This window comes from Azospirillum soli (assembly GCF_017876165.1).
Lineage (GTDB): Bacteria > Pseudomonadota > Alphaproteobacteria > Azospirillales > Azospirillaceae > Azospirillum > Azospirillum soli.
This window is the reverse complement of the sequence record NZ_JAGINQ010000011.1, coordinates 52,958-76,326: the sequence shown is the minus strand read 5'-3', so window position 1 is coordinate 76,326 and position 23,369 is coordinate 52,958. Positions and strand designations below refer to the sequence as shown.

Below are 23,369 nucleotides of genomic sequence, written 5' to 3'. Positions count from 1 at the left end.
GGACACTATGTCGCAGGCCCGTCTTGAGGGCCGGTTACGTTTTGTTAAAAACCTTACTCAGCCTCGATCAGAAGCCTCGTCAGATCGGCGATGGAGCCGACCTCCAGCTTCTCCATGACGTTGTGCCGGTGGACCTCGACCGTCTTCAGGCTGATGTTGATCTCGGCAGCGATCACCTTGTTCGGCTTTCCCGCCACGACCAGATCGGCGACCTGCCGCTCGCGCGGCGTCAGGCGCGCCAAAAGCGACCGGACGTGGTCCTTGCGGGCCTGCTCCTCCCACGCGCGGTGGGACTGTTCCAGCGCCTCGTGCACCCGGTCGAGAAGCACCTGATCGTTGAACGGCTTTTCGATGAAGTCCACCGCACCCGCGCGCAGCGCGCGCACGGCCATGGGAACGTCGGCGTGCCCGGTGATGACCACGACCGTCAGCAACGACCCGGCGCGCGTCAGCGTGTCCTGCAACTCCAGCCCGCTCATGCCCGGCATCCGCACGTCGGTGACGAGGCATCCCGGCTGGTCCGGGCGGACGGCGCGAAGGAACTCCTCGCCCGAGGCGAAGGACTCCACCGGCACGCCGAGCGAACCGATCAGCCAAGCCAGCGAGTGCCGCATCGCGGGATCGTCGTCCACGACATAGACGATGCGGGATGCGACGATGCGGGACGCGCCAGCGTGGTTCGTGTCAGCGTGCATGGTGTTGCTCCTCGTTGCCGACCGGCTGCGCCTTGCCTGCGGCGGGCAGGACGAAGCGCATCACGGCGCCTCCGCCAGGGTTGTCGGTGGCCCAGAGATGCCCCCCGTGGGCTTCGACGATGGTGCGGCAGATCGACAGCCCCAGCCCCATGCCGCCCGGCTTGGTGGTGAAGAAAGGATCGAACAGGCGGGACCGCGCCTCGTCGGTGAGACCGCGCCCCCGGTCGGCCACGGCGACCTCGACCCGCCCCGCCTCGTCCCGCCCGGTGCGGACGGTGACCTCCGGCGCGCCAGTTTGCGCGCCTTCCAGCGCGTCGAGGGCGTTCACAACCAGATTCAGGACGACCTGCTCGATCTGGACGGTGTCCGCGAGAACCGGCGGCAGGTCGTCGGCGAGCGTCAGCACGATCGCGACGCCGTCGCCACGGGCGCGGGATTCGCACAAGGACATAGCCGCGCGGACAGCCTCGTTGACGTCCATCGGTTCCAACTGGGACGCCCGCTTGCGCACGAAGTTGCGAATGCGCGCGATGATCTGCCCGGCGCGTTCCGCCTGTTCCGCAATGGCCCGCGTGATCTCCGCCAGCTGGGCCGGTTCCCCGGTCCCCATTTCCAGACGCCGGGTGCAGCCACGGGCGTAGTTGGCGATGGCCCCAAGGGGCTGGTTCAGCTCGTGGGCCAGATTGCTGGCCATCTCGCCAAGGATGGAGAGGCGGGCGACGTGGTCCATCTCCTTCTGTCGCTCGCGGGCGGTCTCCTCGGCGCGGCGGCGCTCGGCCATCTCGCGGACGAGATCCCGATTGGCGGACCGCAGTTCAGCGGTGCGCACCTTGATCAGATGCTCCACCCGCAGCGAGTGGATCGCCCACCACAGCAGAGCCAGCGCCGCCACCACCAGCCACTCCCAATGCGCGCGCGCGATGTCGACCAGCGAGACCTCGCGCAGGTAGCGGTAGGGACCGATGCGCAGGGATCGGAACAGCGCGTGGACGGGCTGATAGTCGAGCGGCACCGTCCAGCCGTCATAGCCTCCGCCCCTGGCCGCCGGATGGTCGGCGGGCATCTGGAACAGGGCGACGACGACCGCCTTCGCCAGCTCCTCCGGCGTCGAGGCCAGCCGGGCCAGAGGCCAATCCGGGTACAGGTCGGTGGAGAGGGCACAGTCGAAGCCCGGCGACGTTCTGGGCGCCAGAACCCGGAACTGACTGGAATCCACGCGCCCCTCGGCGGCCAACTCCTCCAGCACGCAGGCGCGCAGCACCCCGACGTCCACCGTGCCGTCCCGAACCGCGAAGACAACACGATCCACCGGAAAGCCGGAAAAGCGGAGTTCCTTCACGTCACGGTAGGGATCGACACCGGCCTTCAGCATCTCGCCCCAGGCCACCTGAAAGCCGCCGAAGGCGTCCGGATCGATTGCCATGACGGTCCGCCCCTTCAGGTCGCCGACCTCGCGGATGTCGGTGCGGTCAGCCCGGACGATCAGGGCGGAGCCGATGGCGGCGCCCGACGCCCCGGCCCGCGAGGAACGCAGCGTGGCGATACGGGTCACGCCGTGGCGCGCCTCAAGCTCCACATAATTGCCGGTGTTCGTCAGGACGAAGTCGACGGTACGGGCCTGGACGGCGGCTTCCATGCCCGGCAGATCCAGCGGCACCATCTCCGCGCCGCGCTCGGGGAACCGCTCGGCCAGATACCGGACGGTCGGTTCCCAGGCGGCGTTCGCGTGGTCGCCACCCCGGTAGGCCAGCACACCGACGCGGATGGGCGGTTCCGCAGCCGTGGCTATGCCCACCCACAAGCCGACAAGCGCACCAGCCAGCGCCAGACACTTCAATCGGGGTATGATGCGCATCGCGTCCTCGGGTGAGGATTGAAGGCAAGGGATCAATCCGGTGGGCTCCTCCGGCCTCGCACAACGGCGCGCGACGGGTTGGCCCATCGAGCGCCGCATACACCCTTCCGCGACCACTTTCAACCTGAGGCACCGTCACGTTGACGCTGGGCGATTTTCTCCAGGGAGTGGGGGGCATGCCGTCTCGTATCGCGTTTTTCCGGGAAGTTCCCGATCCCAGCGCCCGAATGCCTGGGAACAGGCACTCCGCCGTTGTCAACCCGACGCCGCTCCCTGTTCGCATTTCGCAAATCAAAATGCATGTCGTCACAAAAATGAAGCAATCGCTCAACGGGTTTTTTCATCCTTTGGTATGAAAACGGCCCCAGCCCATGTGGGCCCTCGGCGGCATGGCTATTGCTTTAGTGATACCACCTATTCCCGCCGCACACTGGCGGTGTCGCGTTTTCAAAGATGAGCAATGGCATGGGACACGCTCCAACAATCCATATCGTTGACGACGAGCCGGAGGTCCGGGCCGCAATGGAGCGCATGCTGCTGGCCGACGGCCTTGCTTATCGGACGTATGGCAGCGCCGAGGAACTCCTGGCGGTCGTGGACGAGATCGACGGCTGCGTCGTGGCCGACGTCCACCTGCCGGACATGGATGGCATCGCGCTCGTCGGCACCCTGGAAGCACGGCGGACCGACTGCCCGGTCCTGGTGATCACGGGGCGGGCCGACGTCGACACCGCCGTGCAGGCGATGAAGACGGGAGCGGTCGACTTCCTCGCCAAGCCGTTCGGCCGCGCGACCTTCCTCGACAAGATCCACGCCTGCCTCATGGTCCAGCGCGCCCGGACGGCTCGCCGTCAGCGCGCACGGCATGCGGAACACGTCCTGGCCTCCCTCTCCGACCGGGAGCGCCAGGTTCTGCGGCTGGTCATCGAAGGCAAGCAGAACAAGGTCATCGCCTGGGAACTCGACATCAGCATCAAGACCGTCGAAGCCCACCGCGCCCACATCATGGAGAAGACCGGTGCGGGGTCGGTCATCGACCTCGGCCGTCTCTGGGAAGCCGCCGGCTGCGAGAACGATGCGGAGCCGAACGCCGCCGCGTCGCCCGCCATGACCGGTTCGGCACGGGTCGCCGCCCGCATCAATTAGGGTCCGCCCTAACTGGCGCGGCCAAGCGGGCGATGCCACCATTGCCTGAAGGATACAACCGGGGGCATGACAATGGCGGCAGTCGCCGACCTCGACACGACCGGCGGCCGGACGCTGCTTCCACAGATCCGGTTGCGCTCTCTGCTGGCGGCGGCCGGCGTCGTCTGTCTGGGCGCGCTGGCGGGCACCGACCTTCCCTGGCAGGTGCGGTCGCTGGCCGTCGTGGCCGTCGCGGCATTGGGCGTGGCGCTCCTCCGCAGGGCGTCGGACGACCCCGCCGAAGCGGTCGCCAGCGCCGAAACGGTCTCCCGTCCCGCCCCGGGAACGGTGGTTCCGTCCGCCTCCGACACGGCAGCGCCACCCGCGCACGCCGCGCAGCCGGGAGGCACCCCCCAGGATTTGCGGACGGCCATGAGCCTGTTCGGATCGGTGATCGTCGAGCAGGTTGACACCTCGGTCGCCGCAGTCGTCCAGGAAAACAGCCAGATGCGCGAGATGGCCGCCGAGATGGCCGCCGCCGCGAACCAGGCCAACGACCAGTTCCGCCGGTCGATGGACGGAGCGGCCGCCGCCGAGCAGTGCATCGGGCGCCTGGGCAGCATCGGCGAAGGCCTGACGGACGCCATCGGCGTGATCGTCGGCGAGGTCGAGGGCACGGTGGAGGTCGTCCGGGAAGCCACCGGCCGGGCCGAGGCGACCCGCCGCTGCGTCGACACCATGGCCGCCCTGGCGCAGGAGGTGGGCGAAACCGTCGGCCTGATCGGCGACATCGCCCGCCAGACCCGCATGCTCGCCCTCAACGCCACCATCGAGGCGGCCCGCGCGGGATCGGCGGGCAAGGGCTTCGCCGTCGTCGCCGACGAGGTGAAGCAACTCGCCCACCAGACGGCGGACGCCACACAGACCATCAGCGGCCGCATCGCCTCCATGCGCGAGACCACGGACGCCTCGGTCCAGGCCCTGCGCGACCTCGTCGCCACCATCGCCCAGGCGGACGCCGCCAGCCAGCGCATCGCCACCGCCGTGCACGGGCAGGAATCGCTCGCCCGTGACGTTTCGGGCAGCCTGGGCCAGATGCGCGAGGCCGTCTTCAGCCTGTCGCGCGAGATCCGCGAGGCCGCGCAGATCGCCGCGAACAGCGGCATGCTCTCCGAACTCGTGCTCGACACCGCCAACGAGGTCGAATCCCACATGCACAGCCTCCGCGACCGCCTCCAGCAGGTCGGTTCCGGCATGGCGGTCGACGCCACGGCCATCGCCGTTCCGATGGCGAACGCCACGGACTTCCAGAAGAAAGCCTGACCGATGAACACGATCCTCGTGCTCGACGACTCCCCCACCATGGTGATGAGCCTGTCCCGCATCCTGAGCAAATCCGGCTACACCGTCGAGACGGCGGCGAACGGCAAGGAAGGGATGGACAAGCTCAAGGCCGGAATGAAGCCCAACCTGATCCTCACCGACCTGAACATGCCGGTCATGGACGGCGTCACCTTCATCAAGGAGGTGCGGAAGCTCGCCCCCACCCGCTTCGTCCCCATCGTCGTCCTGACCACGGAGTCGGTGGCCGGCAAGCAGACCGAGGCGCGCTCAGCGGGAGCGTCCGGCTGGCTGACCAAGCCGACCCAGCCCGACGACCTCATCAAGACCATCAAGCAGCTTCTGCCCGCGTGAGGCATCCAAATGCAGGACCACGAGGACTGCGCCAGGGTCTGCCGCGTGCTGGCGGCCCAACTGACGGAGGTGCAGGCCCGCTTCGAGACGGCCAGCGGCACCCTGATCGCCACCCTCGGCCAGCTGGAGGCGACGGTGGCGGCGGAGATGGCGGCGGACGGCGGCGGCGCGGCCACCGCGTTGCAGGACGCGCTGGACAGCCTCCTCTTCGCCCAGGCCCAGGAACACGACCTCATCCGGCAGATGATGGCGGCGGTCGTCCAGGCGCTCTCCCTCCTGCCCGACGGCATCGACACCGACCGGCTGCCGGAGCTGTACGTCACGGAGGCCCAGCGCACCGTCCACGCGGTGGCGCTCGCGGCGGCGGCGGAGTGAGGCCATGGCCCACGCCGAGTCCCTGACGCGAGCACTGCAAAGCGCGCGGATCGCCTTTTTCGACTATGTCCCGGACCGGCCGCGCGATCCGCAAACCCTCGCGGGGACCCTGGGCCTCGCCGGGACCCTCGAATGGGTCGGCACCCATTTCGGCATCCGCGATCTGGACAGCCGTGGCCTCGACGCCGTGGCGGACGCGGTGCTCGCCGAAGACCGCGAAAGCTTCCTCGGCGTCTTCCGTCCGGGCCAGGGGACGGCCCGCGGCGGCGAATTCCGCATCAGCCCGGCGGACGGGCGGGTGACCTTCCTCTACTGCGACGCCAACGTCGACATGGGGGAGGACGGGCATCCCGCGCGAATCGTCGGCACGCTGCACGACGTCACCGCCCGCCACCGGTTCGAGGATCGCCTGTCCGACACCCTGCGGGAACGCGAGATGCTGCTGGCCGTCATCGACGCCTGCCCGATCAGCATCACCGTCTCCAACGGCCGTCTGCCGGATCTGCCGCTCATCTACGCCAACCGGACGTTCGAAACCCTGACCGGCTACGGCCGCGACGAGGTGCTCGGAAGGAACTGCCGTTTCCTCCAGGGGCCGAACACCGATCCGGCGGTCGTCCAGGCCATCCGCGAAACGGTCGCCGCCGGCGTTCAGGCGGAGATTCGGCTGGTCAACTACCGCAAGGACGGAACCGCCTTCCTGAACCGTCTGGTGCTTGCGCCGATCCACGACGAGCAGGGCGCGCTGACCGCCTATCTGGGGCTGCAAGCCGACATCACCGACGAGGCGCGGCGCGAGGATGCCGAACGCCAGCGCCAGCGCATCGAAGCAATGGGGCGAATGATGGGCGGTGTCGCCCACGAGATCAACAACCTGCTCCAGCCGGTCACGCTGTTGACCGAGGAGCTGATCGCCCGGCATTCCGGGGACGCCGACCGCGCCTACCTCGACGTCGTCCTGAACTGCGCGCTCAGCGCCCGGCGCATCATCGGCGACCTGCTGGCCTTCTCGCGGCCGGGCAGCCGCCGGGCCGAGCGACTGCTGGCCGACGATCTTCTGCGGGACGCGCTGGTGCTCGTCCGCAAGGCCGTCGGGCCGGGCATCCTCACGGAACTCGACATCCGGGACGGCGGCATCGCGGTGCGGGCCGACCGGACCGCGTTCACCCAGGTGCTCCTCAATCTGGCCGGGAACGCGGCGGCGGCCATGGCAGGCGCCGGGGTCATCCAAATCGTCCTGCGCGCCCATCCGCCGGACGGCGCCCCGCAAGCCTGGCGATCCGCCCGGATCGACGTCGTCGACACCGGCAGCGGCATGGACCGCAAGACCGTCGAGCGGGCCTTCGAGCCCTTTTTCACCACCAAGCCCGTCGGCCAGGGCACCGGGCTCGGCCTGTCCGTCGCCTACGGCTTGGTCAAGGAGATGGGCGGGGAGATCATCCTCGACAGCGCGCCCGGACGCGGCACCACGGCGTCGGTGCTGCTGCCCGAGGCGCCCCAAGAAGACGCGAAGCCCCGAGAAACCCCCAAGCCCCAAGAGATCCCCAAGGAAGACGACCATCATGTCCACCATACTCGTCATTGAGGACGTCCCTTCGGTGATGCTGTCGCTCCGGATCGTGCTGGAGGGCGCCGGGCACGCGGTCCAATGCGCCACCAACGGCGAGGACGGCTTGGCCGCGCTCCGGCGCGGCGGCATCGATCTGGTCGTCACCGACATCTGGATGCCCGGCACCCTCGGAAGCTCGGTCATCGCCGAAGGGCGCCGCATCGCCCCCGGCACCGGCTTCCTCGCCATCACCGGAGGGGCGCCGAACGGCAGCGTCACGCCCGACCAGCTCGCGCGGGACGGCGCCGATTTCGGCGCCGACCGGATCCTCTTCAAGCCGTTCCAGCGCCACGAACTCATCGCCGTCGTCACCGACATGACAGCGGCACCGGGCGCATGACCGTCGCGATAGTGCGCCGCCCGTCCCGACAAGGATTCGTCTCATGCTCGACACCGACACCCACACTGATACCGGCACCGAACCGGCCCCGGCCCTGCTGCGGCGGGACCGCCAGGAGACGCTGCGCGCCTGGAACGAGTATCTGGACCGCGAACTGCGGGCTCCGCACATCGACCGGCGCACGGTTGTGGAGTTTTGCTCCAGCCTCTTCGACGGTCTGGTGGAAGCTCTGGAGAGCGGCCGGACCACGCTGTCGGATGACCTGCAAAGCCTGCTGTCGGCCCTGTCCGTCGAGTTCGCCGAGCGCGGCCTGACGCCGTCGCAGACGGCAACCTTCGTCTTCAGCCTCAAACACGTCCTGAACGAGCGGTACGAGAACACCGCGCCGACCGTCGTCGGGCTGCACAAGCTGATCGACGCCATGGGGCTGCACTCCATGGACGCCTTCATCGGACGCCGGGAGCAGATCATCCGCCGCCAGAGTCAGGAACTGCTCGACCTGTCCGTGCCGGTCGTCCCCCTGTGGGAAGGCATTCTGTCGCTGCCGATCATCGGCACGCTCGACTCCACCCGCGCCCAGGCGATCACCGAGAAGCTGCTGTCCGAGATCGCGCGGACCGGGTCGCGCTACGCTCTGCTCGACATCAGCGGCGTCCCGACGGTGGACACCCAGACCGCCCAGCATCTGGCGAAGACCGTGGCGGCGGCCAGGCTGATGGGCGCCGAGTGCGTCATCACCGGCATCCGCCCGGCGATCGCCCAGGTGATGGTCGCACTCGGGATCAACCTGTCGAACATCGCAACCCGCTTCTCGCTGGCCGAAGGCCTGCGCTACTGCTTCGACCGGCTGAACCTGTCGGTCGTCCGTGGGTCCTGACGCATGGCGGACGTGCACATCATCTCCATCAACGGCGTCCTGGTGGTCACCCTGCCGGCGGTGACCGACGACGGCACCGCCGAACGCCTGGTGGAACAGGTCGGCGCGCGCCTCGTCGAACTGGCCGCCCGCGCGGTGCTGATCGACGTGTCGAACGCCCGGATCATCGATTCCTTCCTTGGCCGGGTGCTGGGCAGTCTGGCGGGTGCCGTCAGACTGCTCGGCGCCGAACCCGTCGTGGTCGGCATGCGGCCGGAGGTGGCAATCACCATGGTGGAGCTCGGTATGGATCTCGGTGGCGTCGCGACCGCCCTCAGCATCGAGCACGGCCTCGCGGGTCTCCGCGTCCGCGCGGGCAGGCGCATGTGACGGAACAGGTCCCTCAGACCCTGCGCATCGACGACGAAGCGAGCCTCCCCGCCGTGCGGCGGGCGGTGGACGAGGCCGGGCGGTCACTCGGGTTCGGGCTGGTGGATCAGACCAAGCTGATGACCGCGGCCAGCGAGCTGGCGCGCAACATCGTGCTGTACGCGTGGGATGGCAAGGTGACCATCGAGCACTCCGCCGGGGCCGGGCGCCGGGGCCTTCGGCTGACCTTCGAGGACGGCGGTCCCGGCATTTCCGATCTGGAGCGGGCCATGCAGGACGGCTACAGCACCGGCAAGGGCATGGGGCTCGGCCTGCCCGGCGCCAAGCGCCTCGCGCACGAGTTCTTCATCGATTCGAAGCCGGGCATCGGTACGCGCGTCGTGTTCGTGCTGTGGCGGCGCTGATGCTGCCCGCGCACTGCCACCACCGCGTCCGGGTGGCCGAACAGGCCGACCTGACGGCGGTGCGCGGCGTCGCCGCCGATCTGTCGGGGGCGCTCGACGAGGAGGTCGCCGGACGGGTCCAACTCGTCGTCTCCGAACTCGCGACGAACCTGCTCCGCCACGCCAAGGCCGGCGGGGCCATCCTGCTGCGGCGGCTGGAGCGGCCCGCCGGAGTTGAATGCATCGCCCTCGACCAGGGGCCGGGCATCGCCGACCTCGGCGCGGCTCTGGCCGACCGGACCGACCCCGAGCCGCGCGCCGGCCTGGGGCTGGGTTACGGCCTCGGCGCGGTGCGCCGCCTGTCCGAACGGTTCGACATCCATTCCGAGGCGGGGGTCGGCACCGCCGTCCTGTCCCACGTCCTGGCGCGGGGGCCCGGGGAGAAGGGGCCGCCCTTCGCGTGGGGCGCCGTCATGCTCGCGATGTCCGGCGGCGAGCACTGCGGCGACGGCTGGCTCGTGCGCCCCGACGGCTTTGTCGTTGCCTTGGACGGCCTCGGGCATGGCGAGGCGGCCTCCATCGCGGCCCGCCGGGCGGAGGCGGTCGCCGGGGCAGCCGCCCACGGCGACGATCCGCAGACGGTGCTCGCGGCCATGCACGAGGCGCTGAAGGGCACGCGGGGCGCCGTCGCGGCGGTCCTGCGTCTCACCGAAGGGCGCATCGACCATTCGTCCGTCGGCAACATCGCCATGACCATCATCCGCCGAAGCGGCGCGATGGCCACGACAACATCAGCCCTGTCAGGACGCTGGGGCGTCGTGGGCTACAACGGTGCGCCGCCGCCGACCGCCAGCGAGTCCTGGGGGCCGGGCGATCACCTTGTCCTGCACAGCGACGGCTGCGCCCGGCTCGCCGAACTCTTCCTGGAGCGGCGCCTGCGGCACGTCGATCCCGCTCTGGCCGCCGCGGTGCTGCTGCGCGACGGCGGCGCGCGTGTCGACGACCAGACGGTGATCGTCCTGCGGAATGCGCGACGGACGCCCGCGTAACTGGTTTCAATGCCCAACGAGGACAGCACGATGACGGCTCAGACACGCATTCTTCTGGTCGACGACAGCAAGCTCGCGCGGATGGCCCTGCGTGCGGAGCTTCAAGACCTCGGCGCCGACGCGGACGTGCGCGAGGCGCCCGACGCGGAGAGCGCGCTCGGCCTACTTGAGCACGAGACGTTCGATGCCGTGCTCATGGACTACAACATGCCCGGCATGGACGGCCTCGCCGCCGCCACCGTCATCCGCGCGCGCTTCCCGAAGACGGGCGTTGCGCTGGTGACCGCGAACGCACAGGATGCCATCGTCGCGGAGGCACGGATCATCGGTGTCCCCCTGATTCCGAAGCCGGTGCGGCGCCGCGACCTCCAGACGTTTCTGTCCGCGAGGTGAGACGACCATGTGCTTGAGCGAAATGGAGCAGGACGCGATCACCGAACTGCTGAACGTTTCCGTCAGCCGGGCGGCGGTGGCGCTGAGCCGGATGGTCGACCGACCGGTCTCCATGTCGATTCCCGTGCTCCGCATCCTCTCGCGCGACGAGGCGCTGGCCGCGCTCGGCGGCGGAACGCCGTCGCCGCTGGTCGCCGTCGGCGAGCGGTTCAGCGGCCCCTTTTCCGGCAGCGCGCTGCTCGTCTTTCCGGAAACCCGCAGCCTGCGTCTGGTGCACGCGATCCTCGGCGAGCGGATCCCGCTGGAGGAGGTTATGGACATGGCCGAGGAGGCGATGGCCGAAGTCGGAAACGTGATCCTGAACAGCTGCCTGTCGGGCATGGCCAACATGCTGGCCTGCCGCATCGAGGCGACGCTTCCCACCTGCTACCAGGGCACGGCCGACCAGATCTTCCACCGCACCATCCGCCATGACGGCGATGCCAGAATCCTGTTCACCTCCATCGACTTCTCGATCCGCGAACGGGACATCGGCGGCTACATCGTGCTCCTGCTCGACCTCAACGCCATCGCCAACCTCCGGCAGGCCATCGACCGCTACATCGCGTCGCTCAGCCGCGGCGCCGGAGGGTGAGGCGCGGCATGGCCGAACCCTGTTCCCCCGCGCCGACCGCCGATGCGCTCCTGCACTGTCTGGAGGGACTCGACCTCGGCATCGTCATCCTCGACGGCGGCCGGAGGATCGTCCACTGGAACTCGTGGATGAGCCGCCACTCGGGCATTCCACGGCGGCTGGCCATCGGCAGCGAACTTTGCGAGCTGTTTCCCGAAGCGCAGGGCGGACGCCTTGCCGGCGCCGTGCGGGAGGCGATCGACACCGGCCTGTCGGCGGTCCTGTCCCACCATGTGAACGCAAGCCTGCTTCCGCTGATGCGGGCCGACAACCAGGGCGAGGAACTCGTCGCCCAGTCCATCATCGTGCGCCCGGTCAAGATCGGCGCCGGGTGCGGCTGCCTCATCCAGATCCATGACCAGACCTACGCCGTGGAGCGCGAGCGGAAGCTGCGCGTCCAGCGCAACGCCCGCTATCACGCCATCGTCGAAGCCGCGCAGGACTGCTTTGTCACCGTCGACGAAGGCGGCCTGATCCAGGGCATGAACCCGATCTCCGAGGTCCGGTTCGGCTTGGCGCAGGACGCGGCGCTGGGGCTTCCCATCGGCACCCTGCTGCCGGGCCTGGAGGATCCGGGCCGCCTTGGCGCGCCCCTGGTCGAAATGCGCGCGGTCGGCGCGGAAGGCCGGGAGTTCGACGCGGAAATCACGACCGGAAGCTGGATCGGCGGCGGCCTGCGCTACTACACGCTGTTCATTCGCGACGTGACCGAGCGCAACCAGGCCGTCGAGGAGCTGCGCCGGTCCCAGAGGATGCAGGCGCTCGGGCAGCTGACCGGCGGGATCGCCCACGAGTTCAACAACCTGCTCATGGTCATGCGCGCCAACGCGGAGCTGTTGCAGGACACCGGCACCGGCCCCAACGCCGACCACATCCGCAGCCTCGCCGCCGAAATCGTCCGGGCGGCGGATCGTGGGCGCAACCTGACCGACGGCTTGCTGTCCTTCGCCCGCCGGCAGCCGCTCCGCCCGGAGCCGGTCCAGCTCCGAACCATGATCGCGGAAACCGTCCGCATGGCGATACCCTCGCTCGGCGCGGACATCGACGTCCAAGTGGAGTGCGCGTCCGGCGACCCGCGCGTCCTCGCCGACCGCGCGCAGTTGCAGAACGCCCTTCTCAACCTCCTCATCAACGCCCGGGACGCTATGCCGAACGGCGGGCGCGTCCTGGTGCGCGCCCAAAGCGGACCCGAGGGGTTCTGCACCCTGACCGTCGCCGACACCGGCGTCGGGATGACGCCCGACGTCCTCGACCGGGCCTGCGAGCCCTTCTTCACCACAAAGGGACCCGGCCGTGGCACGGGGCTGGGCCTCAGCATGGTGAACGGGTTCGCCCGCCAGTCCGGCGGCGCCTTCGAGCTGGACAGCATGCCGGGTGCCGGCACCCGGGCCAGCCTCCGCCTTCCCTGCTCGCCCGTGGAGGAGGAGCCCTCCGCTGCGGAAGCCGTCGCGCCCGACCCCATCGCCTCCGACCCAATCGCCTCAAATAGCGGACACGCCGCCGCGCTCCTCGCCCGCTTCCCGCCGTTGCGCATCCTGGTCGCCGAGGACGATCCGCAGGTGCGCGAGGTGGTCGTGACCATGCTCGGCTCCGGCGGGCACAGGATCACGGCGGTGGAGGACGCCATGGCCGCCCTTGAATTCCTCATCGACGATGAAGCCGACCTTCTCCTGGCCGATGTCATGCTGCCGCACGGGATGTCGGGCGTGGTGCTCTCGCGGGAGGCCCGCCGGCTCCAGCCGCGTCTGGCCGTCGTCCTGATGTCCGGCTACAACGAACTCGCGCCCGGACAGGCCGATCTCGCCGGCCCGGCGGAGATCCTGCGCAAGCCCTTCACCCGGCGCGATCTCGACCACCATATGCTGGCGGCCCTGGAGCAGGTGGGCCGCCGCTGAAGGCCATCACGCGTCACTGCTGAGGAACGCCGCGAACTCCCGGTCCGCTCCCATCAGGTGGCGTTCGAGCCAGCGCGGCAGGATGGCGACCGTCGCTCCGAACACGTTCTCGGCCGAACGGATGGACGCGCGCAGCGTGGCGACGGTCGCGCGCATCTCATCATGCTCCGCCTTGTGCGCGGCGTAGCCCGGAAACCGGACCGCGAGCATGTGGCGCTCCTCCTGCGCGAAATGCTCCCGCACATACTCGTCCAGGTCCTTCAGCGCGGAGAACGCCTCGTTCCGGCCGTCCGGCCCGGTCGAGCGCGCGAGGAGGCGGTTGATCACCTCGATGAGCTTCCGGTGCTGCTCGTCGACGGCGGCCTTGCCGGTGGACATCTCCGGGGTCCATTGCAGGTACGCGCGTTCCACAACCAACCTCGAAGCAGCCGACCATAGGCCACCATAGACGGGTTGAGGGCACCCGCCAAGTAGGGCCAACCCTAATAGGGTCCGCCCTAACTACACCCGCATCCGGCGCGGTGCCAGTTTCGACCGGCCGCCAAGGTATGGCGAGCCGATCGAACGGAGCATCACATGGCACTCGTGAAGAAGGCGGAGGTCGGCACCCCGGCGGCCGCGAACAACGGCGTTTCCACGCACGGCACCCGCAGCAGCACGGTCGCAGACGCACAGCGCAAGCGCGCGCGCACCTTCGCCCGCCAGCAGAAGGTCGCCGAGCGGGTCGCCTCGGCCAGCTCGCAGATGGCCAGCGGCATTTCCGAGTCCGCCTCCGCCTCCGAGCAGCTGCGCAAGTCCATGGAGCAGATCGCCACCGGCGCCCAGGAAGCCTCCGGCGCCGCGCAGCAGTCGCTGACCGCGATCACCTCCATTTCCTCGCAGATCCTCCAGGCCAAGGAACGGGCCGAGATCAGCCGCCAGAAGTCCGACGTGCTCCAGACCCTGCTCGCCGAGGTCGGCCAGCAGATCTCGGCCTCGGTCACCAGCATCGGCGCCAACGCCGAACGCCAGCTGGCCTCGGTCGACATGGTGGTCGAGCTGGAGAAGCGCGCCGCCGACATCGGCGAGATCGTCAAGGCGGTCGCCCGCATCGCCGACCAAACCAACCTGCTGGCGCTGAACGCAGCCATCGAAGCCGCGCGCGCCGGACAGCACGGCAAGGGCTTCGCCGTCGTCGCCGACGAGGTGCGCACGCTGGCCGAGACCTCCGAGAAGTCGGCCCGCGACATCCAAAACCTCGTCGGCCAGATCCAGACCGAGGTCAAGCTGATCGCCGACGGCATCAACAGCGCCGCCGGGGTCGCCAAGAGTGAGGTGGAGAAGGGCCGGACCGTCACCATCCAGCTTGAGCAGATTCGCGGCGACATGGTGTCGCTGGCCAAGGGCGCCAGCGAGATTTCCGGCGCCTCCGTCGAAGCCGAGCGCGCCGCCCGGGAGGCCCAGAAGGGCTCCGAGAGCATCGCCGCCGCCGCCGAGGAGCAGTCGTCGGCCTGCGACGAGGCGCTGCGCACCGTGGACCAGCAGACCGCCGCGCTGAGCCAGTCGCAGACCGCCTCCGGCGAGCTTCAGACCATCGCCGAGGAGCTGAAGAACTCCACCGACATCACCAAGAGCGCCGAGGAGGTGGCCTCCGCCGCCGAGGAGCTGTCCGCCGCCGTGCAGGAAATCTCCGGCGCCGCCGCCCAGATCATGTCGGCCATCGAGCAAATCTCCAAGGGCGCGCAGCAGTCGTCCGCCGCCACCCAGCAGTCCTCGGCGGCCATCACCCAGATCGAGCGCAGCGCCAAGCTGTCGCAGGACAACGCCCGGCTCGCGCTCGACCGCGCCCAGGGGATGTCGTCCCTGCTGGGCGACAGCAATAAGGCCATCGAGGGGCTGATCGCCGGCGTCCTCCAGGCGCTGGAGGAGACCCGCAAGTCCAACCAGCTGATGACCAACCTGGAGCAGGTCAGCCGCCGCATCGACAAGATCGTCGACGCCATCTCCACCGTCGCGGTGCAGACCAACATGCTGGCCGTCAACGGGTCGATCGAGGCCGCGCGCGCCGGGGAGTTCGGCAAGGGCTTCGCCGTGGTGTCCACCGACATCCGCAACCTGGCCCGCGACAGCGCTGAGAACGCCGACCGCATCAAGGACGTGGTCAAGGCCACGCAGGACCAGATCGTCGCCGTGCGCAGCGACCTGGAACAGATCGCCGCCTCCGCCCTGGCCGAGGTCGAGAAGAACAAGGCCATCACCCTCAACATCACCAACGCGACGCGGGACATGACCGTCGTCGTCGAGGGCAACGACGTGATCCTCAACGGCGCCGACGCCATCCTGTCCGCCCTGGAGGAGGCCAAGAAGGGCGTGCAGCAGATCGCCGCCGCCGCCGAGGAGGCGTCGCGCGCCGCGTCCGAGGCCGCCACCGCCGCCAAGCAGCAGGCCCGTGGTTCCGAGGAACTGGCCGCCGCCGTCGAGGAGATCGCCAGCCTGGCCGACGAACTCCAGAACTCCGCCGATTGAGGCCACCCGTGAACAGGAGGGCTGACCCATGACCATGGTGAACGCCGCCGATGGCGGCGAAACCGGGATCGGCGGCGACACGCGGCAATACGTGACCTTCTACGTCCAGGACGAGATGTTTGCGGTGCCGCTGGCCGAGGTCCAGGAGATCATCCGGATGCCCGACGTCGTCGGCATCCCGAAAAGCCCACAGAGCCTGGAAGGGATCGCCAACCTGCGCGGCACCGTGATGTCGGTGACCAGCCTGCGGCGGATCTTCCGGTTCGCCGACCGGCCGCACGACGACGCCACGCGCGTCGTCGTCATCAACCAGGGCGTTCCCGTCGGCTTCGTGGTCGACCGCATGGCCGCCGTGGTCACCGTCGATCCCGACCAGATCGAACCCGCCGAGTCCCTCGGGGCGACGGTGGAGACCGACCTGCTGCGTGGGATGATCAAGGGCGTGGACGGGCACGCGATGATCATGATCATCGACCCGGCGCGCCTGATCCGCAACGAGGGCGTGTCGCGGGAACGGAAGCGTTCCTCCGGCGGCGCCGCCGACGCCCGGACGTCGGACGCCGACGAGGCGGCCAGCGACGAGCTTCAGCTGGTCAGCTTCGAGGTGGCCCGGCAGGAATACGCGCTCGGCATCGAAAGCGTGCAGGAGATCGTGCAGGTGCCCGGAAGCATCAGCCGCATCCCCTGCACCGACCGGCACGTGCTGGGCGTGATGACCCTGCGCAACCGCCTGCTGCCGCTGGTCAGCCTGCGGTCGATGTTCCGGCTGCCGGACGCCGAGCTGGACGAGCGCAGCAAGATCGTTGTGGTGCCGCTGGACGAGCGCAACTCGGTCGGCGTCGTGATGGACACGGTCCGCGAGGTTCTGCGGGTGCGCAAGGACGTCGTCGACCCGCTGCCGAACATGCTCGGCGACGGGCGCGGCGAGATCCAGTCGATCTGCCGCCTCAACAATGGCAAGCGCCTGGTGTCGATCCTGTCGGCCGAGCATCTGTTCCGGCACGACGCCGTGCGCAAGGCGGTCGCCGCCGCGAGTGAAATGGAGGAGGGCACGGGAATGGCCGAAGCCATGGCGGCGAGCCGGTCCGCGACGGTGGACGAGGAGGAGCAGTTCGTCGTCTTCCGCCTCGGCAACGAGGAATACGGGGCGCCGATCGACAGCGTGAACGAAATCGTCCGCGTTCCCGACGAACTCACCCGCGTGCCGAAGACGGCGTCCTTCATCGAAGGCGTGGTCAACCTGCGCGGGGCGGTTCTGCCGGTCATCGACCAGCGCCGCCGCTTCGACCTGCCGGAGATCGAGCGCAACGACCGCCAGCGCATCATGGTCTTCACCATCAACGGCGTGCGCACCGGCTTCATCGTCGACAGCGTGTCGGAGGTGCTGAAGATCGCACGCTCGGCCATCGGCCCGACGCCGTCGCTGTCCGACGAGCAGGCGCGCCTGATCGGCCGGGTCGCCAACCTTGAGAAGAGCAAGCGGATGATCCTGCTGCTCGACGTCGCCAACCTGCTCGACGCGAGCGAGGTCAGCGCCGTCGGCGAGGCCGGCGGAACCACCGTGCACTGAGCCCGGCGGGCGGGCGGCCCCGGCTCAAGACGGCCCGCCCGCCAACCAAAGCGACGGATACCATGATCAAGCTCCTTATCGTCGACGACTCCGCCCTGATGCGGCGGCACCTCGGCCGGATTTTCGATGCGCAGGGCGATTTCCAGGTGTCCTTCGCGCGCAACGGGGCCGAGGCGCTGGCGGCCGTGCGCGACCAGCAGCCCGACGTGGTGACGCTCGACGTCAACATGCCGGAGATGGACGGGCTCACCTGCCTCAGCCACATCATGACAGAAAGCCCCCGGCCGGTGGTGATGGTGTCCTCGCTGACCTCCAAGGGCGCCATGGCCACCCTGGAGGCGCTGGAACTCGGCGCCGTGGACTTCATCCCGAAGCCGGACGGCACCGTCTCCCTGAACATCGACAAGATCGAGGCGGAGCTGGTCGCCAAGGTGCGCGCGGCCTCGAAGGCGCGGATGCGCACGCGCAACCTCGCGCAGCGCATCCGCCGGCAGCACGCCGCGATCGCGGAGGTGCTGCCGCGCAAGGCGGCACCGCCCGCCGGGGCCGGGGAGGCCAAGGGGCTGGTGCTGATCGGCGTGTCGACGGGCGGTCCGGGTGCGCTCGACTGCGTGCTGCCGCTTCTGCCCGCCGACTTCCGCTGGCCCATCCTGGTGTGCCAGCACATGCCCGCCAACTTCACCGGCGTCCTGGCGCGCCGGCTCGACGGGGCCTCCCGCATCCGGGTGGTCGAGGCGGACGCCCCGACGCCGCTTCATCCCGGCACCGCCTACATCGCCCGGGGGGACGCCGACATGCTGGTCGCCCGCCGGCCGGCCGGGCTGGTCGCGCTGCCAGCTCCGGCCTCTCCGAAGCATGTGTGGCACCCAAGCGTCGACCGCATGGTCCAGAGCGCCATGGAGCATGTCGATCCGTCGCGCCTGATCGGCGTGCTGCTGACAGGGATGGGGAACGACGGGGCCGAGGCGATGGCCGAACTTCGCGCGCGCAGCGGCCGAACCATCGCGGAATCGGAAGACACGGCCGTCGTGTGGGGCATGCCCCAGGACCTCATCCGGCGCGGCGGCGCGGATATCGTCCTTCCCGTTCAGCGCGTCGCCGAGCAACTCGAAAAATGGGTCCGCTGAGATGCCCCTCGTCAAACCTTCCGCCATGCGCCAACCGACCGCCGCCGAACCCGCCGACCGTGTCGCCGTGCTGGCGGCGCTCGACGGGGCCGACCCGGGCGCGCGCCGCACGGCGGCGCGGGCCTGCCGGGCCTTCCCCGACTCCATCGAGATCATCGCCGGCCGGCTCGCCGTCGAGACCGACCCACGCGTCCTGGAAGTGCTGGTGCTCAATCTGGTCGCCGTCGGCGGACCGGCCGCCGCCGCCGCGCTCGCTCCCCTGCTCCGCTCCGACGATGCCGGGCGCCGCTTCGCCGCCGCCGAGGCCCTGAAGGATCTGGGGCCGGATGCCCTGCCCTTCTTCGACGTGCTGATCCGCGACCCGGACCCGCAGGTCCGCATTCTCGCGGCGGAGATCGCCCGTGGGCATGCCGGCGGCGCCGCCGCCCAGACGATCGAACGCCTGCTGGCCGAGGAGACGGAGGTCAACGTGTGCTGCGCCTTCGTGGACGTGCTGGCCGACATCGGCACCGCCGACACGCCCCCCGCCCTGCGCGCGCTGAAGGCGCGGATGCCGGGCAACGCCTTCCTCACCTTCTCGGTGGACGCCGCGCTCGCGCAGCTTCCGCCCGACTGAACGGCGGACGGACATGGCGACCGCAAGGACCACCGGAAGCGTACCCGAAAGCGTCACGGACGAGGAGTTCAGCCGCTTCTGCGACTTCATCTATCGGCGCACCGGCCTGTTCTACGGCCAGGCCAAGCGGTACTTCATCGACCGCCGCATCCTCGACCACGTCGAGAAGACCGGCTGCACCAGCGTGCAGTCCTACCTGTCGCTGCTGCGCTTCGACGCGACAGGCCGGGAGCTGGAGGAGATCGTCAACAGCCTGACGGTCAACGAAACCTATTTCTGGCGCGAGGAACACCAGTTCGCCTGCCTCGCCACGTCCATCCTGCCGGAGGTCGTGCGCCGCAAGCGCCCCGGCCAGCCGGTGCGGATCTGGTCGCTGCCCTGCTCCACCGGCGAGGAGCCTTATTCCATCGCCATCTGGCTTCTGGAGAACTGGCCGGACGTCGACAACCACAACGTCGAGATCATCGCGTCGGACATCGACACGCGCGTGCTCGCGACCGCCCGCGAGGGAATCTACGACGCGCGCTCCGTCCAGAAGCTGCCGGCCTGGATTCTGGACCGCTATTTCCAGCGCCTGCCGGACGACCGGTGGCGCATCGTGGAATCGTTGCGCGGGTCCATCGAGTTCACCCGCATCAACGCGTCGGACAAGGCGCAGATGGCGGCGGTGAGCGACGTGGACGTCATCTTCTGCCGCAACATGCTGATCTACTTCGACGACGTGTCCCGGCGGGAGGTGGCGGAGAGCATGTTCAACAGCCTGACGCCGGGCGGCTTCGTGTGCCTCGGGCATTCCGAATCGATGAGCCGCATTTCTCCGCTGTTCGACGTCCGGCGCTTTCCGGACGCGATCGTCTATCAGAGGCCGCCGAAATGAGCGAAGGCAACGTGACCCCGATCCGGCCCGCACCGGCCAAGCGCCTGCTCGTCATCGACGACGCGGCGCTGGTGCGGGCCTACTACCGCCAGGCGCTCGAACCCGGCGGGTTCCTCGTGGACGAGGCGTTCAACGGGATTGAGGGCCTGGAGAAGGCCCTGATCAGCCCCTACGACCTCGTGGTCGTCGACGTGAACATGCCGAAGATGGACGGGCTCACCTTCGTCCACCGGCTGCGCGAGACCAAGGAGATCGCCTGCCTTCCCGTGCTGATGACCAGCACGCTGGACCGTGACCGGGACATCGCGGCGGCGCGCGCCGCCGGCGTCAACCTCTACCTCGTGAAGCCGGTCAGCGAGGACGACCTGCGCCTGTTCGCGGGCATCATGACGGGAGCCGTCGGGGAATGAATCCGCTTCTCGCCCAATTCCTCGTGGAAGCCCGCGAGCAGATCGGCGCCACGACCGACGGGCTGCTCGGCCTTGAGCGCGCCCCCGGAAACACCGACCTGCTGAACGGCGTGTTCCGTTCCGTCCACACGCTGAAGGGGTCTTCGGGCCTGTTCGAGTTCCCGGCGCTGACCTCGGTCCTGCACGCGGGCGAGGACCTGCTGGTGGCGCTGCGCGAACACCGGCTGGTGCTCGACCCGGCGATGCTCGATCAGGTGCTCGCCGCACTGGACCTCGTCTCGGGCTGGCTCGACCACATCGACAACACCGGACTGCTGCCGGACGACGCCGCCGGACGCGGCACGCCGGTCATCGCCGCCCTGCGCGCCTGGCTTGGTGGATCTGGGCTTGGTGGGCCAGTGCCGGCGGCGCCGGTGGAAACGGCCGCGAAGGGCGCCGGCTCCGCCCTGCCGTCCTGGCTGCGGGAGGTTCCCGAGGCGGTGCTTCTGGACACGGTGGAGCGGGCCGCCGCGACCGGCACGCCCCTGCTGGCCGTGTCCTACCGGCCGGAGACGCAGTGCTTCTTCAAGGGCGACGACCCGTTCGCCCTGATCCGCCAGCTGCCGGACGGGCTCTATCTGGACGTCGAGGAGCCGGCAGCGTGGTCGCCGCTCGCCGAAACCGACCCGTTCTCCTGTATCGTCGGCTTCCGCGCGCTGAGCGCCGCCCCCCGGGACGAGGTGCGGCACCTGCTGCGCTACGTCGACAGCCAATCCGAGGTCGTCGAGTTCGAGGCCGCGCAGCTGGTGCGCTTCGCCGGATCGCCGGTGGGCGATCCGCTGGCGCGGGAGCTGGGCGGCGCCCTCGTCGCTCATCACGAGCGCGGCGACCGCGCGTCGCTGGCGGAAGCCGCCGCGACTCTGCTCGACACCTTCGACGGAACGGCGGACGCCGCTGTGCTGCGCTGGATCGCGCGGCTGGCGCCCAACCCCACGGTGGCGAACCCGGTGATCGGCAGTCTGGTGACGGCCTTCGCGACGGGGACCTGCCCGGCGGTCCCGGAACCGGCCGGCCCGGCGGACGCCGGCGGCGCCAGCGAGGCGGAGGGGGATCTTCCGTCCCCGGTGGTCCGCTTGCTGCACGAGCAGATGGAGATGCTGCATTCCGTGCGCAACGACGCGTGGATCGGCGGCTGCATCGGCTCCGCCGCCAAGCTCGCGGCCAAGGCGCTCCGCTATGCCGGACGGCGGGCGGACGCGGAACGGATCGCCGACACGGGCGAGAAGGCGTTCGCGGCGAAGGACGCCGCCCTTCTCGTCCGGGCGATCGAGGAAATTCTCGGAAAGAAGCCCGCCAAGGCGTCCGACGCCGCGCGGCCAAAGGCGGCGACGCCGGGGACCTCGCTCGCGGCGGTTCCGGCGCTGCACGACCCCGCGCACGAGCGCGCCTCGACCGTGCTGCGCGTCGACCAGTCGCGCATCGACGCGCTGATGAACCTCATCGGCGAGCTGGTGGTGGCGAAGAACGGCCTCCCGTTCCTGGCCCGGCGGGCGGAGAACGTCTACGGCTCGCGCGAGATGGCGCGCGAGATCAAGGAGCAGCACGCGGTCATCGACCGGATCGCGCTGGAGCTGCGCAACTCCATCATGCAGGTCCGCATGCTGCCGGTGTCGACCGTGTTCCAGCGCTTCCCGCGGCTGGTGCGCGATCTCTCCCGCAAGCTCGGCAAGCACGTCGAGCTGGTCATCGAGGGCGAGGACACCCAGGCCGACAAGACGGTCATCGAGAACCTGTTCGAACCGATCCTGCATCTGGTGCGCAACAGCCTCGACCACGGCATCGAAACCGACCGGGACGCCATGGGCAAGCCGGAGGCGGCGACGCTCACCCTCTCGGCCTCGCAGGACAACGACCAAGTGGTCATTCGCGTGGCCGACGACGGCCGCGGCATCGATCCGACCGCGATGCGCCGCAAGGCGGTGGAGAAGGGGCTGCTGGACGAGGAGGCGGCCGGGCGCTTGACGGACGAGGAGGCGGTGAACCTGATCTTCGCCGCCGGCTTCTCGACGGCGGCCGAGGTCACGGACGTGAGCGGCCGGGGCGTCGGCATGGACGCGGTGAGGACCACCATCGAGAAGGCCGGCGGGCGCGTCGACGTGTCGAGCCGGATCGGCGCCGGAACGACGGTCAGCCTGCACCTGCCCCTCAGCATGGCGGTCACCCGGGTGATGACGCTGTCGGTGTCGGGCAGCCAGTTCGGCATTCCGATGGACGAGATCGCCGAAACGGTGCGCATTCCCCGCTCCGACGTGGTCGCGATCAAGGACAAGGAGGCGTTTCTCCTGCGCGACCGCATCATCCCCCTCGTGCATCTCGACCGCGCGCTGTCACTGCCGCCCAAGGAGGAGGCCGAGGAGATCGCCGTTCTGGTCGTGCATGTGGACAAGCAGCCGATCGGCCTCGCCATTGAAGCGTTCGGCGAGGGCATGGAAGTGATCGTGAAACCGCTGGAGGGACCGCTGACCGACCTGCCCGACTATCTGGGCACGGCGCTGCTCGGGGACGGTCGGGTCCTGCTCGTGCTCAATCTGAAGGAGGTTCTGGAATGATACGCGTGAACAACGGCGTGATCCATCTGGAAGGCCATTGCCCGGTGGAGGACGCCGAGCCCCTGCTCGAAGCCCTCCAGGCCGGCGGAGACGCGGCGCTGGAGCTGGGCGGGTGCGGCTCGGTCCACACGGCCGTCCTTCAGCTTCTTCTCGCATCGCGCACGCGCGTCCTGACCCCGCCGGCCGACGCCCTGCTCGCCCGCCTGCTGCGCAACGGGCGTGCCCCGGACGGCACGGCTCCGGAGGAGGTGAATCCGAAGCAGGCGGCATAGCGGCGTTCCCGCTTTAACGCAAAACAGCCCGGCGCAACGCCGGGCTGTTTCGTTTCGTGTCATCAATCCGC

General features: G+C 69.4%; 24 protein-coding genes. 21 read left to right on the top strand and 3 right to left on the bottom strand.

The window, feature by feature from the left end; translation table 11 throughout:
• Positions 1-53: 53 nt before the first annotated feature.
• Together J2852_RS17975 and J2852_RS17970 are read right to left on the bottom strand one after the other, a co-directional pair.
• A complete protein-coding gene (locus J2852_RS17975) occupies positions 54-695 on the bottom strand; it encodes a response regulator transcription factor (protein WP_209878025.1) in 642 nt (213 codons plus the stop codon).
• A complete protein-coding gene (locus tag J2852_RS17970) occupies positions 685-2,550 on the bottom strand; it encodes a sensor histidine kinase (protein WP_209878023.1) in 1,866 nt (621 codons plus the stop codon). Before J2852_RS17970 ends, J2852_RS17975 begins: the two co-directional genes overlap by 11 nt.
• Positions 2,551-3,003: 453 nt before the next feature.
• On the opposite strand from J2852_RS17970, the gene J2852_RS17965 reads away from it, so the two are divergent.
• The 13 genes from J2852_RS17965 (at position 3,004) to J2852_RS17905 (ending at position 13,333) form a co-directional block, all read left to right on the top strand.
• On the top strand, positions 3,004-3,696 hold the full coding sequence (locus tag J2852_RS17965) for a response regulator transcription factor (RefSeq protein WP_343206775.1): 693 nt from the start codon (positions 3,004-3,006) through the stop codon (positions 3,694-3,696).
• Positions 3,697-3,762: 66 nt separating this feature from the next.
• Entirely contained in the window at positions 3,763-4,998 is a 1,236-nt protein-coding gene (locus J2852_RS32090; RefSeq protein ID WP_209878020.1) for a methyl-accepting chemotaxis protein, read from the top strand.
• A gap of 3 nt (positions 4,999-5,001) precedes the next feature.
• A complete protein-coding gene (locus J2852_RS17955; RefSeq protein WP_209878018.1) occupies positions 5,002-5,370 on the top strand; it encodes a response regulator in 369 nt (122 codons plus the stop codon).
• A 9-nt stretch (positions 5,371-5,379) separates the two neighbouring features.
• Entirely contained in the window at positions 5,380-5,745 is a 366-nt protein-coding gene (locus J2852_RS17950) for a hypothetical protein (protein WP_209878016.1), read from the top strand.
• Between the two features lie 4 nt (positions 5,746-5,749).
• Positions 5,750-7,330 carry an ATP-binding protein gene (locus tag J2852_RS17945; protein ID WP_209878014.1) on the top strand — a complete coding sequence of 527 codons (1,581 nt, stop codon included), beginning with the start codon at positions 5,750-5,752 and terminating at the stop codon, positions 7,328-7,330.
• Entirely contained in the window at positions 7,308-7,694 is a 387-nt protein-coding gene (locus tag J2852_RS17940) for a response regulator (RefSeq protein ID WP_209878012.1), read from the top strand. The genes J2852_RS17945 and J2852_RS17940 overlap by 23 nt, the downstream gene beginning before the upstream one ends.
• Before the next feature lie 43 nt (positions 7,695-7,737).
• Positions 7,738-8,571 carry an STAS domain-containing protein gene (locus J2852_RS17935; protein ID WP_209878010.1) on the top strand — a complete coding sequence of 278 codons (834 nt, stop codon included), beginning with the start codon at positions 7,738-7,740 and terminating at the stop codon, positions 8,569-8,571.
• Between the two features lie 3 nt (positions 8,572-8,574).
• Positions 8,575-8,940 (top strand): STAS domain-containing protein, encoded by a 366-nt coding sequence (locus J2852_RS17930; RefSeq protein ID WP_209878008.1) that lies wholly within the window; start codon positions 8,575-8,577, stop codon positions 8,938-8,940.
• Positions 8,937-9,344 (top strand): anti-sigma regulatory factor, encoded by a 408-nt coding sequence (locus tag J2852_RS17925; protein ID WP_209878006.1) that lies wholly within the window; start codon positions 8,937-8,939, stop codon positions 9,342-9,344. Before J2852_RS17930 ends, J2852_RS17925 begins: the two co-directional genes overlap by 4 nt.
• Entirely contained in the window at positions 9,344-10,372 is a 1,029-nt protein-coding gene (locus J2852_RS17920; RefSeq protein ID WP_209878004.1) for an ATP-binding protein, read from the top strand. Before J2852_RS17925 ends, J2852_RS17920 begins: the two co-directional genes overlap by 1 nt.
• Before the next feature lie 30 nt (positions 10,373-10,402).
• Positions 10,403-10,765: a response regulator transcription factor gene (locus J2852_RS17915; protein ID WP_209878003.1), complete on the top strand. Its 363-nt coding sequence runs from the start codon at positions 10,403-10,405 to the stop codon at positions 10,763-10,765.
• Positions 10,766-10,772: 7 nt separating this feature from the next.
• Complete coding sequence (locus J2852_RS17910) at positions 10,773-11,399, top strand: chemotaxis protein CheX (protein ID WP_209878001.1); 627 nt, start codon at positions 10,773-10,775, stop codon at positions 11,397-11,399.
• A gap of 8 nt (positions 11,400-11,407) precedes the next feature.
• Positions 11,408-13,333 (top strand): hybrid sensor histidine kinase/response regulator, encoded by a 1,926-nt coding sequence (locus J2852_RS17905; protein ID WP_209877999.1) that lies wholly within the window; start codon positions 11,408-11,410, stop codon positions 13,331-13,333.
• Between the two features lie 6 nt (positions 13,334-13,339).
• Here the strand turns inward: J2852_RS17905 and J2852_RS17900 are convergent, their stop codons facing one another.
• Positions 13,340-13,744 (bottom strand): bacteriohemerythrin, encoded by a 405-nt coding sequence (locus tag J2852_RS17900; RefSeq protein ID WP_209877997.1) that lies wholly within the window; start codon positions 13,742-13,744, stop codon positions 13,340-13,342.
• A 165-nt stretch (positions 13,745-13,909) separates the two neighbouring features.
• Here J2852_RS17900 and J2852_RS17895 point away from each other — a divergent pair, with 165 nt between their 5' ends.
• From J2852_RS17895 to J2852_RS17860, 8 genes are all read left to right on the top strand, one after another.
• Positions 13,910-15,838, top strand: coding sequence for a methyl-accepting chemotaxis protein (locus J2852_RS17895; protein WP_209877995.1), 1,929 nt, complete (start codon positions 13,910-13,912; stop codon positions 15,836-15,838).
• A gap of 28 nt (positions 15,839-15,866) precedes the next feature.
• A complete protein-coding gene (locus J2852_RS17890) occupies positions 15,867-17,408 on the top strand; it encodes a chemotaxis protein CheW (protein WP_209877993.1) in 1,542 nt (513 codons plus the stop codon).
• Between the two features lie 62 nt (positions 17,409-17,470).
• A complete protein-coding gene (gene cheB / locus J2852_RS17885; protein WP_209877991.1) occupies positions 17,471-18,535 on the top strand; it encodes a chemotaxis-specific protein-glutamate methyltransferase CheB in 1,065 nt (354 codons plus the stop codon).
• A 25-nt stretch (positions 18,536-18,560) separates the two neighbouring features.
• On the top strand, positions 18,561-19,151 hold the full coding sequence (locus tag J2852_RS17880) for a HEAT repeat domain-containing protein (RefSeq protein ID WP_209877989.1): 591 nt from the start codon (positions 18,561-18,563) through the stop codon (positions 19,149-19,151).
• A gap of 13 nt (positions 19,152-19,164) precedes the next feature.
• Positions 19,165-20,028, top strand: a complete 864-nt coding sequence (locus J2852_RS17875; RefSeq protein WP_209877987.1) for a CheR family methyltransferase — start codon at positions 19,165-19,167, stop codon at positions 20,026-20,028.
• Positions 20,025-20,438, top strand: a complete 414-nt coding sequence (locus J2852_RS17870; protein WP_209877985.1) for a response regulator — start codon at positions 20,025-20,027, stop codon at positions 20,436-20,438. The genes J2852_RS17875 and J2852_RS17870 overlap by 4 nt, the downstream gene beginning before the upstream one ends.
• Positions 20,435-23,026 (top strand): chemotaxis protein CheA, encoded by a 2,592-nt coding sequence (locus J2852_RS17865; RefSeq protein WP_209877983.1) that lies wholly within the window; start codon positions 20,435-20,437, stop codon positions 23,024-23,026. Before J2852_RS17870 ends, J2852_RS17865 begins: the two co-directional genes overlap by 4 nt.
• Positions 23,023-23,298: a hypothetical protein gene (locus tag J2852_RS17860; RefSeq protein ID WP_209877981.1), complete on the top strand. Its 276-nt coding sequence runs from the start codon at positions 23,023-23,025 to the stop codon at positions 23,296-23,298. The genes J2852_RS17865 and J2852_RS17860 overlap by 4 nt, the downstream gene beginning before the upstream one ends.
• Positions 23,299-23,369: the final 71 nt, after the last annotated feature.